Origin of the sequence: Saccharicrinis sp. GN24d3, from assembly GCF_052400645.1 — a bacterium.
In the GTDB taxonomy this organism is placed as follows: domain Bacteria; phylum Bacteroidota; class Bacteroidia; order Bacteroidales; family Marinilabiliaceae; genus Saccharicrinis.
In genome coordinates this window covers 33,875-52,090 of record NZ_JBQTGI010000009.1, presented here as the reverse complement: position 1 = coordinate 52,090, position 18,216 = coordinate 33,875, and the positions used below count along the sequence as shown (strand labels likewise).

General features: G+C 37.7%; 12 protein-coding genes. 4 read left to right on the top strand and 8 right to left on the bottom strand.

The features are described from left to right. Positions 1 to 7: 7 nt before the first annotated feature. From ACT29I_RS11965 to ACT29I_RS11950, 4 genes are all read right to left on the bottom strand, one after another. A complete protein-coding gene (locus ACT29I_RS11965; protein ID WP_444793554.1) occupies positions 8 to 772 on the bottom strand; it encodes a polyphosphate polymerase domain-containing protein in 765 nt (254 codons plus the stop codon). Between the two features lie 621 nt (positions 773 to 1,393). Next, positions 1,394 to 1,735: a hypothetical protein gene (locus ACT29I_RS11960; RefSeq protein WP_430931874.1), complete on the bottom strand. Its 342-nt coding sequence runs from the start codon at positions 1,733 to 1,735 to the stop codon at positions 1,394 to 1,396. 173 nt (positions 1,736 to 1,908) lie between these two features. Further along, positions 1,909 to 2,277 carry a hypothetical protein gene (locus tag ACT29I_RS11955; protein WP_430931872.1) on the bottom strand — a complete coding sequence of 123 codons (369 nt, stop codon included), beginning with the start codon at positions 2,275 to 2,277 and terminating at the stop codon, positions 1,909 to 1,911. A gap of 701 nt (positions 2,278 to 2,978) precedes the next feature. After that, complete coding sequence (locus tag ACT29I_RS11950) at positions 2,979 to 3,374, bottom strand: hypothetical protein (protein ID WP_444793553.1); 396 nt, start codon at positions 3,372 to 3,374, stop codon at positions 2,979 to 2,981. A 701-nt stretch (positions 3,375 to 4,075) separates the two neighbouring features. On the opposite strand from ACT29I_RS11950, the gene mutA reads away from it, so the two are divergent. The 3 genes from mutA to scpA all read left to right on the top strand — a co-directional run bounded on the left by mutA (position 4,076) and on the right by scpA (position 8,584). Then, on the top strand, positions 4,076 to 5,941 hold the full coding sequence (mutA, locus tag ACT29I_RS11945) for a methylmalonyl-CoA mutase small subunit (protein ID WP_430931868.1): 1,866 nt from the start codon (positions 4,076 to 4,078) through the stop codon (positions 5,939 to 5,941). A gap of 46 nt (positions 5,942 to 5,987) precedes the next feature. Then, a complete protein-coding gene (locus ACT29I_RS11940) occupies positions 5,988 to 6,290 on the top strand; it encodes a GxxExxY protein (protein ID WP_430931866.1) in 303 nt (100 codons plus the stop codon). A gap of 134 nt (positions 6,291 to 6,424) precedes the next feature. Then, on the top strand, positions 6,425 to 8,584 hold the full coding sequence (gene scpA / locus ACT29I_RS11935; RefSeq protein ID WP_430931864.1) for a methylmalonyl-CoA mutase: 2,160 nt from the start codon (positions 6,425 to 6,427) through the stop codon (positions 8,582 to 8,584). 86 nt (positions 8,585 to 8,670) lie between these two features. On the opposite strand, the gene ACT29I_RS11930 is transcribed toward scpA, so the two are convergent. From ACT29I_RS11930 to ACT29I_RS11915, 4 genes are all read right to left on the bottom strand, one after another. Further along, entirely contained in the window at positions 8,671 to 9,429 is a 759-nt protein-coding gene (locus ACT29I_RS11930; protein WP_430931862.1) for a hypothetical protein, read from the bottom strand. 208 nt (positions 9,430 to 9,637) lie between these two features. Next, positions 9,638 to 13,111, bottom strand: coding sequence for an ABC transporter substrate binding protein (locus ACT29I_RS11925; protein ID WP_430931861.1), 3,474 nt, complete (start codon positions 13,109 to 13,111; stop codon positions 9,638 to 9,640). A 6-nt stretch (positions 13,112 to 13,117) separates the two neighbouring features. Next, complete coding sequence (locus ACT29I_RS11920) at positions 13,118 to 14,287, bottom strand: hybrid sensor histidine kinase/response regulator (RefSeq protein WP_430931859.1); 1,170 nt, start codon at positions 14,285 to 14,287, stop codon at positions 13,118 to 13,120. A 38-nt stretch (positions 14,288 to 14,325) separates the two neighbouring features. Then, complete coding sequence (locus tag ACT29I_RS11915; RefSeq protein ID WP_430931857.1) at positions 14,326 to 17,304, bottom strand: PAS domain-containing protein; 2,979 nt, start codon at positions 17,302 to 17,304, stop codon at positions 14,326 to 14,328. A gap of 439 nt (positions 17,305 to 17,743) precedes the next feature. On the opposite strand from ACT29I_RS11915, the gene ACT29I_RS11910 reads away from it, so the two are divergent. Continuing rightward, positions 17,744 to 18,124, top strand: a complete 381-nt coding sequence (locus ACT29I_RS11910) for a hypothetical protein (RefSeq protein WP_430931855.1) — start codon at positions 17,744 to 17,746, stop codon at positions 18,122 to 18,124. Positions 18,125 to 18,216 lie beyond the last annotated feature (92 nt).

The following is an 18,216-nucleotide window of genomic DNA, read 5'->3' as shown; positions in this document are numbered from 1 at the left end:
TTTGTGTTTAATAATATAATTTGTTTTCCGTCTGTAATACCTTTTCAATACTCCTTATTTTTCCCTTAAAAGCATTTCGCTTTAAACCCGTGTCCGTAACCGTCCGGCCTACACAATACTTGCTAAACCCGGCGGGCTTAATACGCTGGTCTCTTAAGGTCGTAAGCAATGGTGATGCTGAAGAACGGCCATCAGATTTAACCTCAACTATTACCAAATCGTCAAGAGAAACTGTTTTGTCCCCCTGATGGAATTGGAGGTTGAGATCGATGGTACAACGCTCCTTAAAGTTTTTATTAACCAGGGTTAACCTTGAGAAATTATTGATTAACGACGGCCTTAATTCGTCATGACAGAAAGGTGTAACTTCATTTATAAAATCCACTTCCTGATCTGTAAAATCAGACACCTCAAAATCAGACGGGATGCGCTTTTTTATGGTTCTGCCTTTGTTGTTTTTAAACTTGACTTCGAAAAAACTAATGCCAGATGAAACATAGCTTCGGCGCCTGATTTTATACCGGTTGAGTTTACCATTGTGATGGGCAGCAAACATCCGGCTTTCGAACGTATCGAAATACACCGTAGAATACTGCAACAAGTTCTGTCCGTTAATATGAAGCAAAAAATAGTCTTGACTAATCATATCCAGGAGTGCAGGAAGTTGATTCGTATGGAACCAGAACTTTTTATCAACTCGGTTCATCAACTTAACCTGTTCCATCTCACTTAATTGAATAGAATCAAATTTTTTAGTTTTCAAGGATCTCATGACAGTTTTAATTTTACGATTTCGTTGCCGTATTGTTAATTTCATGTTAAATGTACTGCCCGGTAAGGGCTCTATGAAAAGCAATCTACAAATCATGAGTTTTTATAGACAGTTCATAGTATTCGTTAAACAAGAGATTTTCACCATTTTATATTTTAGATGGCCACCACATGTTTTATCCTTGAAAATCACGATAGTGTTAGTTAGTGTGGGCAGTGCCAAACCTGCTTAGACAATGCAGAACGGCGCAATAATCATATCAAAATTTTGCCAAACAATCTGGACTAGACAAAACCCGATTGATATTGGCTCGACCAAGTTGGGATGATTAAACCCGGATTATGTATTGGAGGTTCGTCATGAGCATGGCAAGTACAATAAAACAAGGCATTACTGAAACGAGGCATCACTTTTCCCGATTACTTTCGGGAGCATCGTTCTGGTGAGTTGAAGTGAGGCAACGAAGTGTCTTGTTTTAAAGTAATTTCAATGGGTAATAGAATTTCTAATGCATATTGCGGTTTAAAATACCACAAAATAAAAAACCACCTATAAGCCGTTGCTCCATAGGTGGTATTACACAAATATTAACTTAAACCTAAGCTTATTAATTTTAGTATTTCAAGATGTTCTGATATTGGCAGGCTGATAATCTCCAAAAAAGTAGGCAACTTCTATATTGAATTGACTCTTTTGTTTTTTTATTTCTCCCATGTCAGGACAACCAGACTTTAATACCTCTCTTATTCTATTAAAATGGGTAAGGAATAACTCCGTGATTTGAACTTTCTGTAGAGTGTCTAATCCTGTTTTTTTAGTCGTAAGAATTACCATTTCTCTAATCTCCTCAGAATTTGGCAACAAAGCCTCATCCTGAAACTCTTGGTTCTCCCGTACGCAATAATTTGTTGTGAAAAATGTTGTTAACGCATCGAACAACATACTTACTCTTTGTAATTTCATGTTCGTGTTGTTTTTAATTGATTAAACTATAAATATTACACTAAGCAAATGATATAATTATGCAATACTAAAAGTAATCGACCAACCTTATTATTTTATCCATGAATGTTCAGCCGAACCTTCCTTTTTCTGATATTCATAATTTATGTTCATTTAACCCAATTTTAAAAGAATCATCTATTGTCCATATCTTTTAAATTTTGAGCTGGTTTAATATTGATATGCTGCCCTTCCCCAAAAAAGTAGGCCATTTCTTTTTCAAAACCATGCCTGATCCTTATAATTTCATTTTCATCAGCCATTCCAAACTCAACTCTCTGGATCACTTGATTAAAATATTTAAGGAACAACTCAGTTATTTCCTGCTCCTGTTGTACATCTAACCCAGTGGTTTTTGTGGTCATTAGTACCATTTGTTTGATTTCCTCTGAACTCGGCAATAGACTCCTCCCTCTAAAAATATCGTTCGTATATTTATAATAGTTGCTAATATAAAATGAAGATAGGGCGTCAAATAACATATTTACTCTTCGTATTTCCATGGTTGTATTGTTTATGTTGGATTAAACTGAATAGATAATCTAAGGGAATGATATATTTACGCAATAAAAAAAGTAATCGACCAACCTTATTCTTTTTTCAACAAATTAAAAGAATAACAATAGCTGCATCCATAAAATCACAACTAAAATTCCTGTCAGTACCAAACAAATCTCAATATACCTGTTGTATGTTTTATACCTATCCTTCATTTTGTTTTGATTTTGATTAACCCATCTTAGTAATTACGTAATATTATATTGTGACTTGTTGCTATTGTCACAGCGTCTCCGAATCAATTTTCGGTGGTAGGAATTTGCCTAATTTGAGAATCCTCCGTGAACCCAGGACTCAGTGCTCAAATTCGAATGGTATGGTTATTAGCTTTGGCCACACGCTTTAATAAGTCATTTGCAATTGATACTCTTTGGTCTTCAACGCTCCGACTTTACACTTAACAAGGAAATGATATTAATTGGGAAATAATAAAACAATCGACAATTAGCATTTTTTCATCTACGAAACAGTCTCTTACATCAAGATTTCGATATATTTACATACGAGTTCCAGGCCTTATATGCCAAATACTGCTTATGTTGTTATTGTATATACACAGGAACAGCCTGGCTTTCCAAAAAACCAGGCTGTTCTGTAAATATATAATTATGCTAAACTAAGTTCTTTTGTTTCAAATACATTATCCTCAGGAAGGTCTCTGAGAAGCCTGCTTTTTTAAGTAGGCTGCAAATTTAGATTGTTGCTCTTTGGTCAGTAGCTCCTTTACTTTTGTTTCAAATGTAGCCTTCATTTTCTCCATCTCCGTTCTGCTTGGTCTTGAGCTCGATGACATTTTACTTTTCACCTCTTTAAAGTGACTTTGGTATACTGCCAACACTTTGGTTTCCTGATCATCCGTTATATCCAACTCATCAGCCAAATCGCTTACCATAGCTTTAATTTCTTTTGTTGATGGGATTGGAGGAGGACCTTGCTGTCCGCCTCGCTCACCACCTTGTGGCTGTCCCGAAACCATACCGCATGATAAAACCACCACCATCACCATGAGTGCTTTTAAACTTTTGCCTACTGAATTTTTCATTTTCATCATTTTTAAATTAATATTAAACTTTAAATAATAGTTTTGTTAACTTTTACATTAAAAAATTTTTTTTCTTACTTGATTGATTTTAATTGAAAACAACCGAATTGTTCCTGTTTGTATTTCAAAGAAAGAAACAAAAAACAAGCATGGAAATTGTAATCGACGGAACGTCCTTTTTTATCTGCGGAATTGAACCTAACACGTTTTATATCAATATACTCTTAAGATATTAGAGCTTTTTTTATATAAAAAAACAGGATGCACCCGTTGGCACATCCTGTTTCTACTCTTAATTTATAAAACACGATTCTATATCTCCCACCAAAGGGAAATAGCTGTGCTAACGCTTCTCCTCTTCGGTTTCATTTTTCAGTTTTATTTTGTTTGAAGATGCTAACATAATTAATAAAGAACTGAACCCGAAATAAAATCGACGGATCGTGGATTTATGTCGATAAAACTGAAAGATTGACTTCAGCTAATTTTATCATCCGAAATAATTTAAGACCAAAAACTCCGATATCTTTCTATCAATCATACAATTACACCCCTATATTAAAGAAATAATTCTTCAAAAAAACTTACCATACTGATAATCATGCTACATAACAGGTATAAAACAAGTGATTTTGTTCTTTAATTTATTGAAAAGGCTTAATTTTGCGGTCTCAAAAAACAAACAGTTATACAGTTATATTATGGCAGATAAAACTAAAAAACCGTTATTAAGTGATTTTCCGGCCATTACCACAGAGCAGTGGATGGACAAAATTACGGCGGATTTAAAAGGCGCTGACTTCGAGAAAAAGCTGGTTTGGAGAACCAATGAAGGCTTTAACGTTCGTCCTTTTTATCGTTCGGAAGATTTAAACGAGGTAAAATACCTTGACAGTCTTCCTGGTGAGTTCCCATATGTACGCGGAACAAAAAAAGACAACAACTGGTACGTTCGCCAAGACATTAAGGTGGTTAATGCTGTTGCTTCAAACAAAAAGGCTTTGGAAGTTTTAACCAAAGGCATTACTTCGTTAGGATTTTGCTATTGCAATGAGGTAGAGGATTTTAATACTGAAATTGCAACCGTATTGAAAAACATTATTTCTGATGATGTTGAAATCAACTTTTCAACCAGCCACGGCAGCAAAAAACTAATGGATGCTGTTGTTGCTTATCTTAAAAAGACCAACCGTGACTTAACGAAAGTTAAAGGTTCGGTAAACTTTGACACCTTAGGTTGCTTAACTACCTCGGGCAAAACTTGCAAAGGTTTCGACGAGATGTTCGACCATGCTAAAGAAATGGTTGAAGCTGGAGCCAACGTTCCTAACTTCAGAACTATCTGTGTAAACGGTCGTCTTTTCAACAACGCAGGTTCATCTATCGTTCAGGAATTAGCCTTTGCCCTTTCAATGGGTAACGAGTATCTAGCTCAACTAACTGAAAGAGGAGTAACCGTAAACGACGCTGCTTCAGCTATGAAGTTTAACTTTGGGGTGGGTGGCAACTACTTTATGGAGATTGCTAAGTTACGCGCTGCACGAATGCTATGGGCTACCATCGTTAAATCATATGGTCCTGCTGGATTAGAGCCTACTAAAATGGCTGTTCACTGTGAAACTTCTCAGTGGAACAAAACGGTTTACGACCCTTATGTTAACATGCTGCGTACGCAAACAGAAGCCATGTCCGCTACTTTAGGTGGAGCTGACTCGTTAACTGTTCAACCTTTTGATACTGTATATAAAGAGTCGGATGTTTTCTCTGAAAGAATTGCCCGCAACCAACAATTATTGCTAAAAGAAGAATCTCACTTCGATAAAATCACTGACCCTTCAGCCGGTTCTTACTATATCGAAAACCTTACCAACAGCATCGCACAACAAGCCTGGGCTTTATTTGTCGAAGTTGAAGAAAAAGGTGGGTACTTAACTGCATTAAAAGAAGGTTTTGTTCAGGCTAAAGTTAAGGAAACTGCTGACAAGCGTAAGAAAGCCATCGCTACCCGTCGCGAAAACCTGTTAGGTACCAACCAGTTCCCTAACTTTACAGAGAAAGTTGCTGATGCTTTAACCAACGGAAAAAAATGTGGTACAAAATGTTGCGAAGGAGACACCGTTATTGAACCAATCGAGAAATTCCGCGGTGCTGAAGAATTCGAAACCCTTCGATTAGCAACCGAAAAATCCGGAAAGACGCCTAAAGTGTTTATGCTTACCTATGGTAACCTGAATATGCGTCTTGCTCGATCTCAATTCTCTTCTAACTTCTTTGCATGTGCGGGTTACGAAACAATTGACAACAACGGGTTCGACACTGTTGAAGCCGGTGTTGAAGCGGCCAAAGCAGCTAAAGCCGACATTATCGTTCTTTGTTCATCCGATGACGAGTATGTTGATGCTGCCCCAGCTGCTTTTAAAGCCATTAACGGCGAAGCCATCTTTGTGGTTGCCGGTGCACCGAAATGCGCTGATGACCTAAAAGCACAAGGCATCACTAACTTTGTCAACGTTCGTTCTAACGTATTAGAGACATTGCAAGGCTTTAGCAAAGAACTTGGTTTATAATACGAACACAGAGACACAAAGACACAGAGTTTTCTTTTGAGAGATTATGAGTTTAGCGCTTTACAATAAAATATCTGGCGAAATTATAGCTGCTGCAATTGAGGTCCACAAACAAATGGGGCCAGGTATGCTGGAGTATGCATATGAACAATGCTTAATATTTGAATTAGAAAGCAGAAACTTAAAAGTAGAATCTCAAGTAAAGCAAGCTCTTGTATATAAAGGCACAGAATTAAATAAACATTTCTTTCTGAATTTATTGGTTGAAGATTTAGTTGCCATCGAATTGAAGTGTGCAGAAGATATACTTCCTGTACATGAAGTACAGTTGGTTACTTACTTAAATTAGCCAATAAGAAGCTAGGACTATTAATTAATTTTAATGAACCCATTTTAAAACGAGGTATCAGACGTCGGGTTAATGGAGAAATATAATTCTCTGTGTCCCTGTGCCTCAGTGTTCATCTAATAATCTAAAATAAAATGGCAAGACCAGATTTTAAAAATATAGATTTCAAAAAAAGTTCTCCTTGTGGCGGTGTTAACGCCAAAGAGTGGGAGAAGAAACATGGGATTAAGAAGGACTGGATAACCCCGGAACGCATCCCTGTTAAGAGTGTTTACTCAAAAGACGATTTAGAAGGGATGGAGCACCTGAACTATGCGGCAGGTTTACCTCCATACCTACGTGGACCATACTCTGGTATGTATGCCATGCGTCCCTGGACTGTTCGTCAGTATGCCGGTTTCTCTACGGCAGAGGAATCAAATGCATTTTACAAAAGGAACCTTGCTGCTGGTCAGAAAGGTCTTTCTGTAGCGTTTGACCTGGCGACGCACCGTGGCTACGATTCTGACCATGAGCGCGTAGAGGGTGATGTAGGTAAAGCAGGTGTGGCTATCGACTCTATCAAAGATATGCGTATTCTTTTTGATGGTATTCCATTGGATAAGATGTCGGTATCGATGACTATGAACGGTGCCGTACTCCCGGTATTGGCCTTTTACATTGTTGCAGGTTTAGAGCAAGGTGCTAAATTAGAAGAGCTTTCCGGTACTATTCAGAACGATATATTGAAAGAGTTTATGGTGCGTAACACTTACATCTACCCTCCTAAATTCTCGATGAAAGTGATCGCTGATATCTTCGAGTACACTTCTAAAAACATGCCTAAGTTTAACTCTATTTCTATCTCTGGTTACCACATGCAAGAAGCTGGTGCAACCGCGGATATTGAGTTGGCTTATACTTTAGCAGATGGTTTGGAATACCTACGTGCCGGTGTTAATGCCGGTATGGACATCGATTCGTTTGCTCCGCGTTTGTCGTTCTTCTGGGCTATCGGAATGAACCACTTTATGGAGATTGCAAAAATGCGCGCCGGTCGTATGCTTTGGGCTAAGATTGTAAAGAAATTCAATCCTAAGAACCCGAAATCGTTGGCATTGCGTACCCACTCGCAAACTTCAGGTTGGTCGTTAACTGAGCAAGATCCATTTAACAACGTTGGTCGTACTTGTATTGAGGCGATGGCTTCCGCACTTGGCCACACGCAGTCGTTACACACCAACGCATTGGATGAGGCCATTGCCTTACCAACTGATTTCTCTGCTCGTATCGCACGTAACACGCAGATTTATATCCAGGACGAAACTCAAATTTGTAAAGCCGTTGACCCTTGGGCTGGCTCATACTATGTGGAATCTTTGACTAACGAGTTGGTTGAAAAGGCCTGGGCATTAATCGAAGAAGTTGAAGAATTGGGCGGTATGGCCAAGGCTATCGAGAGTGGTGTACCTAAAATGCGTATCGAAGAAGCTGCGGCGCGTACGCAGGCTAAAATTGATGCCGGAACGCAAACTATCGTTGGAACCAACAAATATCGTTTGGAGAAAGAAGATCCAATCGACATTTTAGATATCGACAACTCAGCTGTACGTCTTTCGCAGATCGAGCGCTTAAAAAAGCTTAGAGACGAGCGTAACGAAGACGATTGTCAGGCTGCTCTTGCTGCTATCACCAAGGCTGTTGAAACAGAAAATGGCAACCTGCTTGAACTAGCTGTTGATGCGGCTCAAAAAGGGGCTTCTCTTGGTGAGATTTCTGACGCATGTGAAAAAATTGTAGGAAGATATAAAGCTGTGATTCGTTCAATTAGTGGTGTGTATTCTAGCGAAGCTGGAAAAGATGATGATTTTGAGAAAGCTTGTAGCTTAGCGAAACAATTTGCTGAGAAAGAAGGCCGTCAACCTCGTATTATGATTGCGAAAATGGGACAGGACGGTCACGACCGTGGTGCCAAAGTAGTTGCAACGGGATATGCCGATATTGGTTTCGACGTGGATATGGGGCCATTGTTCCAGACACCTGCCGAGTCGGCTAAGCAAGCAGTTGAAAACGACGTTCACGTAGTGGGTGTTTCTTCATTGGCTGCTGGCCACAAGACATTGGTTCCGCAGATTATTGCTGAATTAAAGAAACTAGGTCGTGAGGATATCATGGTTATCTGCGGTGGGGTAATCCCGGCGCAAGACTACGAATACTTATATGAAGCTGGTGCCGTAGCTATCTTTGGTCCCGGAACATCCGTTTCAAAAGCTGCTACCGACATCTTGAACTTATTGCTTCAAGCTGCCGAGTAATTTTTCGGAGCAGTCTAAAATTCAGATATAAAAAAGCCATCTCGTTAATTCGGGATGGCTTTTAGTTTGTATTACCGGACTAGGGTTTATCGCTTTATAAAATATATTCGCTCACCTACTTCCTTAATATCATAATCATTGCAAACATCTTTACCAAATTCAAGTTGAATACGTTTCACTGCATATCTCGATTTCCATATACCATGGATCTTTTTTGAATTTTCAACCATCTGTTCCATATAAACTCCATCAGGCATTTTCTTAGTAATTGTATCTAACTTAATGTCATGATGAATGATAAACTGGTTGGTTTTCCTTAATTCAATTCTGGGAAATGAACGATTAACCCTTGTTGATGAAAAAACCAAGGTATCCTTTTTTGAAACAGCTTTATCTACATCATTATCTAAAAAATAGAACACATCTCTTTTTTTAGTTGAAGTAAATTCCTTCTTTTCTAATCGCAAATTATTAGCGTTAGCTGTCAAAATTCCATAAGTCTGAATACCTTTTAACAATTTAACAGATAATATACTGTTTGATTCATCAACACTCCATTTGTCAATACCTCCACCTGATGCAATAACTAAATGTGTTTGCTCTTTCTTATAGTAATCTTTAATCTCGCATTTAGATATCCTCAAAGAATCTTTCCCCAGAAAATTCCATTGAAGATAGACGCTATCATTATTTTGCCTTGTAAAGTTTAATACTTTATCATTTTTGTTAATGCTAGAGGAATACCAGTAACCTTTAAATGTTTCTCCATTTTGTTGTGCAAAATTTTCTTGAAAAGAAAATGCAAGTACGAAAAGTAATAAAATGAGGAACCGAAATGTTTTCATATTGATTAGTTTAGAGTTATGATCACCGAATCATTCAGCAATATTTGATAATTATCAAATGCTAAGCCACAATTTAGAAGCGCCAACTAGTGCACCCCTATACCACTATGATTATGTACATTACAGTATACAAAAAATATTCTTAATACATAATACACCATCCATTATCGCCCTGTAGGGCGATAATGCGCTGCAACTGTATCTAATTTTACCCTTTGTGATCCTGCAACCTTTGTTTCTCCACCAATATCCAGGCCGTATCGAGCAACAACATTAATTGCTCAGCGTGAAACTTTGAGTACAAGCTGTTTTTTGTTGCCAACCAAAATAATGAAACTACCTTATCGTCAAATAAAACCGGAATAGTGATTGACTTCAGCATACCTCCGTCAAGCATTGATGTTTTTTGAAACGGATAGTTGACTTCAGGATTATTGATGATGACAGCTTCCTTTAACTTCACTGCTTTATTTAAGCAATCCATGTTTTCAATACTCTCATCTCCATTGGTATATGGATGCGTTAAATTTACCTCTTCGGACCAATTGTTTAAGTAAAATATACCCTTTTCTTGATCGTAATGGTATACAGCACCTACATCACTACCTGTAAAATCCATACTTTGTTTTAGTGTAAAATCGAGCAGGTCGTTTATAGAGTTGGCCTTATAATGAATAATATTTTCCAGCCCCATAAAACGTTTATTCACCTGCTGAATCTGCAGTTCAGCCTCAGCCGATTTTGTCGTATCCAGAATTATGGAGTGCAATAACTGATGATCGTTAACGGAGACCGGACTTGAGAAAACATCAACGTCTCGTATGTCACCTGACTTAAGGATATGCTGAAATTTAAAGTGGTTTCTTTTCTCGCCCAGCGCATTATTCATTTCAACTTCAATTTCTCTCGTGCTGAGTAAATTTATTTTACTCATTGGGAGGCCAATTAATTCGGTTTTCCCATATCCGTAAAAATCGACAGCGGTATCATTGGCATCCACTATTAAACTGTTTTCAGGATCGATAATAAGCATTACTGTTTTACTCTTATCAAAAATAGTTTTAAACCTATGTTCACTTTCCACCAGCGCGAGCTCAACTTCCTTTTTATCGGTAATGTCGATATGGGTTCCTGTCATTCGAATGGGTGATCCGTCACTGGCCCACTCAACAATACTTCCCCTTGAATGAATCCAGACCCAATGCCCGTTTTTGTGTTTAAACCTAAATTCTGCATCGTAATAATCAAGTTCTTTTTTAAATACCTTATTGAGGGTTTCATTAACATGTGACACATCTTCCGGGTTCATCAGAAGCAGGGCCAAATCACCGTTGATTGGATCCAGTTCGTCTTTTGCATAACCTGCTATTTCGGCCCATCTATCATTTATAATTAATTCGGATGTTTTAAGGTTCCAATCCCAGGTGCCCGCATTGGTTCCTTTTAGTATATCCTCATTTCTGCTTTTTTCCATCATTAAAGCATTCTTTGCTTGAACGCTTTCTGTAATATCATCAAATATAACCGCAAAAAAGTTAAGCTGTGGCGAAAAAACATGGAACTCAAAATACTTATCGAGCTCAGGCAGATAATCGACAAACCTGTTAGTTCCACCATTTACTGCTACGCCGCCAAAACCTTCGAGCCAATGATCAATCTTGTATGGGAACACCTCACTAGCCTTTCTATTCACCACTTCATCATATAATAGCTGGTGCAATTCCAGAAATTTAGGATTTACATCGTGGATAATATAATCTGTTGGCTTGTTCTTTTCGTCTAAAAGAATCTCATAGAACCCGAAGGCTTCCGACAAATGGTTAAATAATTGCTTGTATTTCTTTTCACTCTCTGCCAGTTGTACGTTTTTCTGATTTAGTTTGGCAATATAAATTCTAAGCTCCTCTTCAACCTCTAACAGGTGCCTGTTTTTCCCATTCAATTCCTCACTAATGGTCCTGTATTCCTCGTACAACGAAAGGTTTTCTTCTACCTGATCTCTTAAGCGCTGTTCGTACAGATAACGATCTGTTAAGTCCTGATGTGTTCCTATTATCCTATACACCTTACCTTGGCTGTTTTTCATGGCCAAGCCCCGGGACAAAACATGCACCAGCTTGCCCGATTTATGCTTCATCCTAAATTGTGCTTCATACACCTCTGATTTATCACTTACAAGGTCTTTTATCTTTGATAAAGCTTTATCTCTGTCCTCTTCAAACAACAAGTTCTCCCAGATGCCTAATTTATTGTCCAACTCTTCATCGGAATACCCTAACATTTCTTTCCATCGTGCCGACAAAAACAATTCATCGGTATCTACATTCCAGTCCCAGACTCCCTCATTGGTGCCGTTTATGGCTAATCTAAAACGTTCTTCGCTAAGTCTGAGTTCTTCACGTTTGCTTGCCAACTCTGCCATGTTAGCTTTCAGTTTTTTCTCCGCATTAATTAAATCTATATTGGAATCGCATAGCTCTTCAATGTTTTTTTGGTATTCTTGAGCAAGGCTTACATATTCACCGTTCAAAGTATGATATTCATCTACCTGACTTCTCAGGTCACCTTCTACTTTATTTCTCCTTTTAATGGAAACTAGCAAATAAAAAATAAGTACTGATTGAATTAAAACAAAGATAAGCCCCACAAAAAGTTCACCCTTATATGATTCTATAAAATCTTTCTGGGGGTTGTTTATAATCAAACTATTGGCTGGCAATAATGACGCATCTATGCCAAACCTATCCAGCTCGTTATAGTCGAATATATACTTGTTGGGGCTTTCGGTGGCAACCCTGATGCTGTCTGTATTTTTACCTTTCAATATTTCATACACGTATGATGCAGCCATTTCACCTTGATGTTTTTGAGAGATGACCCTGCCTCCAAATATTCCATTGTTAATACCGTGATGCCACAAATGAAACAAAGGACCTTTCAGGTTTTTTTTAATAAACATCAATGATTCATCAAAGCTCTTTATCTCATTGTTTTTATCCCTTAAGAAAGATAGCAGAAGAACGGGTGTTTTGTTACCAATTTTTTGAAGTTCCCTTTTAATTTCCTCAAATGAATAATCCGCCAGTGATAATTCAATTATTTTAATATTGTTTTTTGAGAAGGCTATTTTTCTAAAGTGCATCAAATCTGCCATTCCGGTATAGGAAGCATCCGCCAAAACACAGATTTGTTGATTATCGGGAAACAATTCCAGCATTAAATCGACAGTCTCTTTAATAGAAATAGCTTCCACTATACCAGTTATATTCGATTCAAAGTTTTGAAGCCTGGCCTTAACAACACTGTTAACCCCAAAGAATACGATCGGAATATCTTTAAAAAGGCTATCTTTTTGATTTAAAGCATAGTTAAACGCATTGTCGTCGGAAACCAATATGGCGTCATACTTTAACCCTTTGTCTATTTTATTTTTTAGCCACTGATGAAATAATCGCAAACTGCATTCCGTACTAAATCGTTTGCTATCCATGTTTTCGATATCAATTTCAACATGAACCGTGTCCAAAACAGATCTTATCCCCTCCACCTGATCAAAGTAAGTCGGAAAACTAGAGTTGTAGGAGCTGATATACAGCACCCTTTGAGGCACCTCAGCTAGTAATGCCTGAACTACACTCACTAACCACAAAAGCAGTAAAATATATACTTTCTTTATGCACATAAAATCCTAAAAAGTTTTTCGCGGCATATAAAATATGGTAGCGGCACCGCTGTTATCCTCCATATTTTCAAACTCAATCCTTCCTTTATGCAACAAAATAATCATCTTGGCTAAAAATAGTTCCATTGCGTTATTTCTTTCAAACCGGTAATTCTGACTGCTAACCGATTTGAAAAAATGATTTAGCTCCTGTCCTTCATACGAACTACCTGAGTCTACAATCTTAATTTTAATATGTTCATCTTCGTTTGACACAAGTACGTTAACAAATCCTTTTTTCGTGAAAATCAACGAACACTCAAGCAAAGCGGTTATAGCGTTTTGAATAAATTCCTGGTCAGCTTCAACCACAGCTTCTGGGCATTCGGTTATAAACTTTGTTTCTATTTCTTTGCACTTTGCCTTTTCGGAAAACCCGATTAGTACGGTTCTAATTACAGGCAGTAAATCAATTGGTTTCAAGTTGAGTTGAGACTCCCCTTTTAACTGAAGGTTTGATATTTGAAGGGCCGCATAAGAATATTTCTCCAAATTATTAACGGACGAGTCAAGCAATGAAACAATTTCTTGAATATACTCATCATGTGTCAGGGATTTCAGAAGGTTAATAGAACCTACAATCCCATTTAATGGGGTGCGAAGCTCATGACTTATCGAATTCAGGAAATCATTTTTAGCCACATCCAATATTTTCAGATTTTCGTTGGCTTCTGTAAGTTTATCGTTTGATTTTTTCAGCTCCAGCGTTTTCTTTTCCACCTCAGTGCTCAACCAACCGTTAACATCTATCAGTTTCTCCCGCGACTTCTTCAGTTCGATGTGTGTACTCAACCGTACTAATAATTCCTTTTGATTAAACGGTTTGGTAATAAAGTCAACCCCTCCTTTCTCAAAGCCCTCCGTTATACTCTCTATATCTTGTCTTGCGGTAAGAAAAATAATAGGGATATTAACATTATCCGGATTTTGTTTGATGATGTCGCAGGTTTCAAACCCGTTCATCTCGGGCATCATAATATCCAGCAATATAGCATCAAATGTTGCTCCATTCAACCATTTAATCGCACTTGCCCCATTCAGGGCAACTTCAACTGTATAGTTGTTCTCCGAAAGCAATGCAGCAATAATTTGCAAGTTTTTAGGATTGTCGTCAACAACAAGTACTCGATCGTTCATAAAAAGTTATAGTTAGCTAATTATATTTTTTTATTAAATCAGTTTAAATCTTCTAATAGGGGTTCAAATTGATAAATCAGTTTCTGAATTGTCTCAAAATCATATGACTTTATTGCAGTATCCAACTTTACGGTGTACCTTTCCAGTGCAGGCCATGTTATATTCTTTTTCAGCCCATTTAGTTCATACAACATCGCACTCAATTTTTCAGACGACAAGATCTCTTTTAAACTTTGCCATAGGGGGAGCACAGTATCATTAACCGTTGCCTTAATAAATTCTATGTCTTCCATGCTTAAATTAGCCGCTGCTTCATTGTTTTCCACGCTCTCATCAGCACCTTCTTCCTCATTGGGCAAAACAAATTTACATATCTCCTGAATGAGTTTGTGCTCAGGTATTGGTTTTGAAATAAAACCGTCAAAACCAGCTTTTCCGGCCAATTCGGCTTCGTGTATATTACTCGATGAAGAAACTGCAATGACAGGAATATGTTTGATATCTTCAGACCCCTTAATATCTTTTAGGCTTTTAAATTTATTATGTTTTGGCACGCGGAGATCCATAATAATAACCTCAGGTTTTTCAGTTAAAGCAAGCTCCAAGGCTCTTTTACCATGCGCACAGACTATACTTTTTAGGTTAAGGTTAGAACACATAGCGCTCAACACCTCAAGGTTAGTTTCAACATTATCAACTATCAGAACCTTTTCCTGATTGAATTTGATGTTTCCTTCTAATTCCCCTTCAATTTCAGAAAAGGGATCATCGGTTGCCTCAATATCGGGAATGACAATGGAGAAGGTGCTGCCTAAGCCCACCTCGCTTTCCAGTGAAATAAGGCCGCCCATCATTCTAACTAATTTTTGTACGATGGACAAACCCAGTCCGGTACCCTGATGTTCTTTTTCGTTAGGGTTTTTATCTTGGATAAATGGTTCAAAAATGCTATTCTGCTTATTCTGTGCTATACCAATCCCGGTATCACACACCTTTATGGACAGGGTTCCTTTTTTTTCATCCTCGTTAAATTTAAAGAAGCTTTGCACCTCCACTTCTCCCTTGCTCGTAAACTTAAGGGCGTTGTTTACCAGGTTAAGCAATATCTGCTTTATTTTAAGTGAATCGACATATATTAACTTTGGAAACTTGACCTGAGGCTTGATCAGAAGATCAATCTGTTTCTCGGCGAAATTCATGGAGAATGTTTGCTCAATCTCTCTTAGCAAGCTTACAAAATCGGTATTCTCCTTTCTGATGACCATCTTGCCTGCCTCAATCTTTTCCAAATCAAGCAAGTCGTTTATTAAGGCCAGCAGAACTTTACCGCTGGCTTTTATTGAATTCAGATACCCGTTTAACGGAGCTTTAACAATGTGTTTGCTTAACAACTCCGAAAAACCGATGATAGCGTTCATGGGAGTGCGGATTTCGTGCGACATGTTAGCCAAAAACATTGATTTTGCTTCACTAGCCTGTAAACTTTTGTTACGTTCAAGCATTAGGGCATTCATCAATTCTTTGGTGTCGGAGATATCAATTAATATTCCCGAAATTTCGCTGGCTCCCTGTTCGTCCATCAACAACTGACCTGTAAACCGTACCCATATATATTTATTATCTACCCTTAAAAAACGGAATTCAACGGTTAATTTCTTATCGTCCGAATTTAAGGCAAGGTCAAATACTTCAAGTATATAATCGTAATCCTTTTCGTGAATCCTGGATTTCATCCACACTAAATCCACTACTTCGTTGTTCAGGTTAAGCCCGGTAACATTTTCAAAAATAGAGTTAGTCCTAAGTACCTTTTCTTGAAGGTCATACTCCAGATAGGCAATATTGCCCGATTTCATGCCAAACTCTAACCTGTCCTTCAATTCTGCAATTCCGTTATCGTCTGAAACACGATTAGAAATATCTACACGAACCTCGGCTATGTGCCAAACATCAGGCTCAACCTCGTAAGGGCAAGCTATTACCTGAAAGTTTTTCCCTTTATCCCAGTATTGAAAAGTTGTTTTTGATTTTATATCCTTTCTGGTCGGACATTGATTGCACCTTTCATCTGCTCCGCGAAATTGCTGGTAACACCTTTTGTCAATCTTTGCTATATCCTCGTGACTATGAAAAATAATATCTCCTTCTTCACTGCTAATAGTAAGTACCGCATTGGTGGCGGTTAATACATTGCGCAGTTGATTGTTTAAAAATTCCAAACCTTGTTCTCTTTCTTTGGCCTGGCTGATGTTCACCATACATCCAACAAGTTCATTCACCTGATCATCTTGGTCAACATTTACCTTAACCACATCTTGAATCCAGATCACCGAGCCATCTTTTTTTATAAACCTATACTCAAGAATATGATCTTTACCGCCATCTTTTATCCGGGAGTAATATTCAATCGCTCTGCTTCGGTCATCAGGATGGATGGCCTCCTTCCAATCCTTTAAGCTATTCCAATCGTCCAGCGTATATCCAAGCAATTGTTCCGCCTGGCTTCCAATATATTTAAATTGTCCCGAGTTATAATCCAAACACCAAGGAACACCGCCCATAACCCCTAAAAGATAATTAACCGTAGAAATATCGAAATTACATTTTAGTTTGAAATCGCTTTGACTTTTGAGATAGGATAGCTCAACCTGGTCACTAATGGTTTTATTAAACGTAGAAACAGGCAGACTAAGTTGATTTGTTTTTGTTGGAGAATTATTTAGCAATACAACAATTGCGCCCCAAACATCATTGCTGGAAAGTATTATGGGTGAAGTAAAATAAGAATGAGTCTGGATGGAATCAATACAACGCTTTTTTTGAATAGCTATGTCAATCTGGAAAGTTTGTAGTTTAATTATCGCACCCACATTATATGCGCTTGCAGTTTCTTTTGATGAAGCAACAACTTTTACAGCGTTATCTATTATTTCAGCTAAAAAGACCACCGAAGCATCGGTTAGTTTCTTAAGCATTAACATTTGATCGTGCCAATTGGCATATAAGCTTTTATCCATTCTCTTGATAAAAAGTTTTCGATTCAACAAGTTTTACGATAGCTTCAATCAGAAACCTCAACTACCAGAACGTACTGTTTTTCTTTTCGTTACGTTAAATTATCGATGAACTGTCTATCAATTCAATATCATAGCAAAGTTAGAATCTAAATCATCAACATATTATATGTACGATAAACCCGTCCTTTTGTTTCCTTAAATTAAGCACCCCAATATTTATTTTTAATTATCCCTCCACGGTTACTTGAACTACCTTACGCATCAAATTCCCTAAAGATGATTGCAAATGTGGAATACTATCGGCCAAAGAATGTATTATCCCCGTCGAGATTATTGACTCTCAGTTAATTCATAATACATATACGCCCCGTAACCTTTTCGAAATTGATGCCGTATAATAAACCAATGCCATAGTTAATTGACGTTAGAAAACAGAATAATGCCCAAAGTGTCAGAATCGGAAAAATACAATGAATCTCCCAATATACAGGGAGCTATTGGCTATTGGATGTATAACGTGCAAGAGGATATCCTACAACTTTCCGATGGGATTAAGCATGTTTTAGGTTTGGATAAATGTACCAGTTGTGCTTTCAGTAGTTTTAAATCGCTAATAGTAGTAGCCGATTTACAGCGCTTTGTGCAAGGGTTTAACGAATGGATTAACGGCGACACCACTAAAATTATTCAGGTTAGGATTATTGACGATAGCGGCAACATTAGGTTGATTCAAATTAAAGGACATTTGCGTTCGGACATCCGCAATAACGAAATAGTGTTATATGGAGCCTACATCGACATCTCTTATTGGACAAATTAATCTTTGCTGCTTACGAGAAATACTTTTAAAATACTGATATTATGTTTCTGTTATAAATTAGGCATTCTTGTTAAAAATCACATGGGTTAATA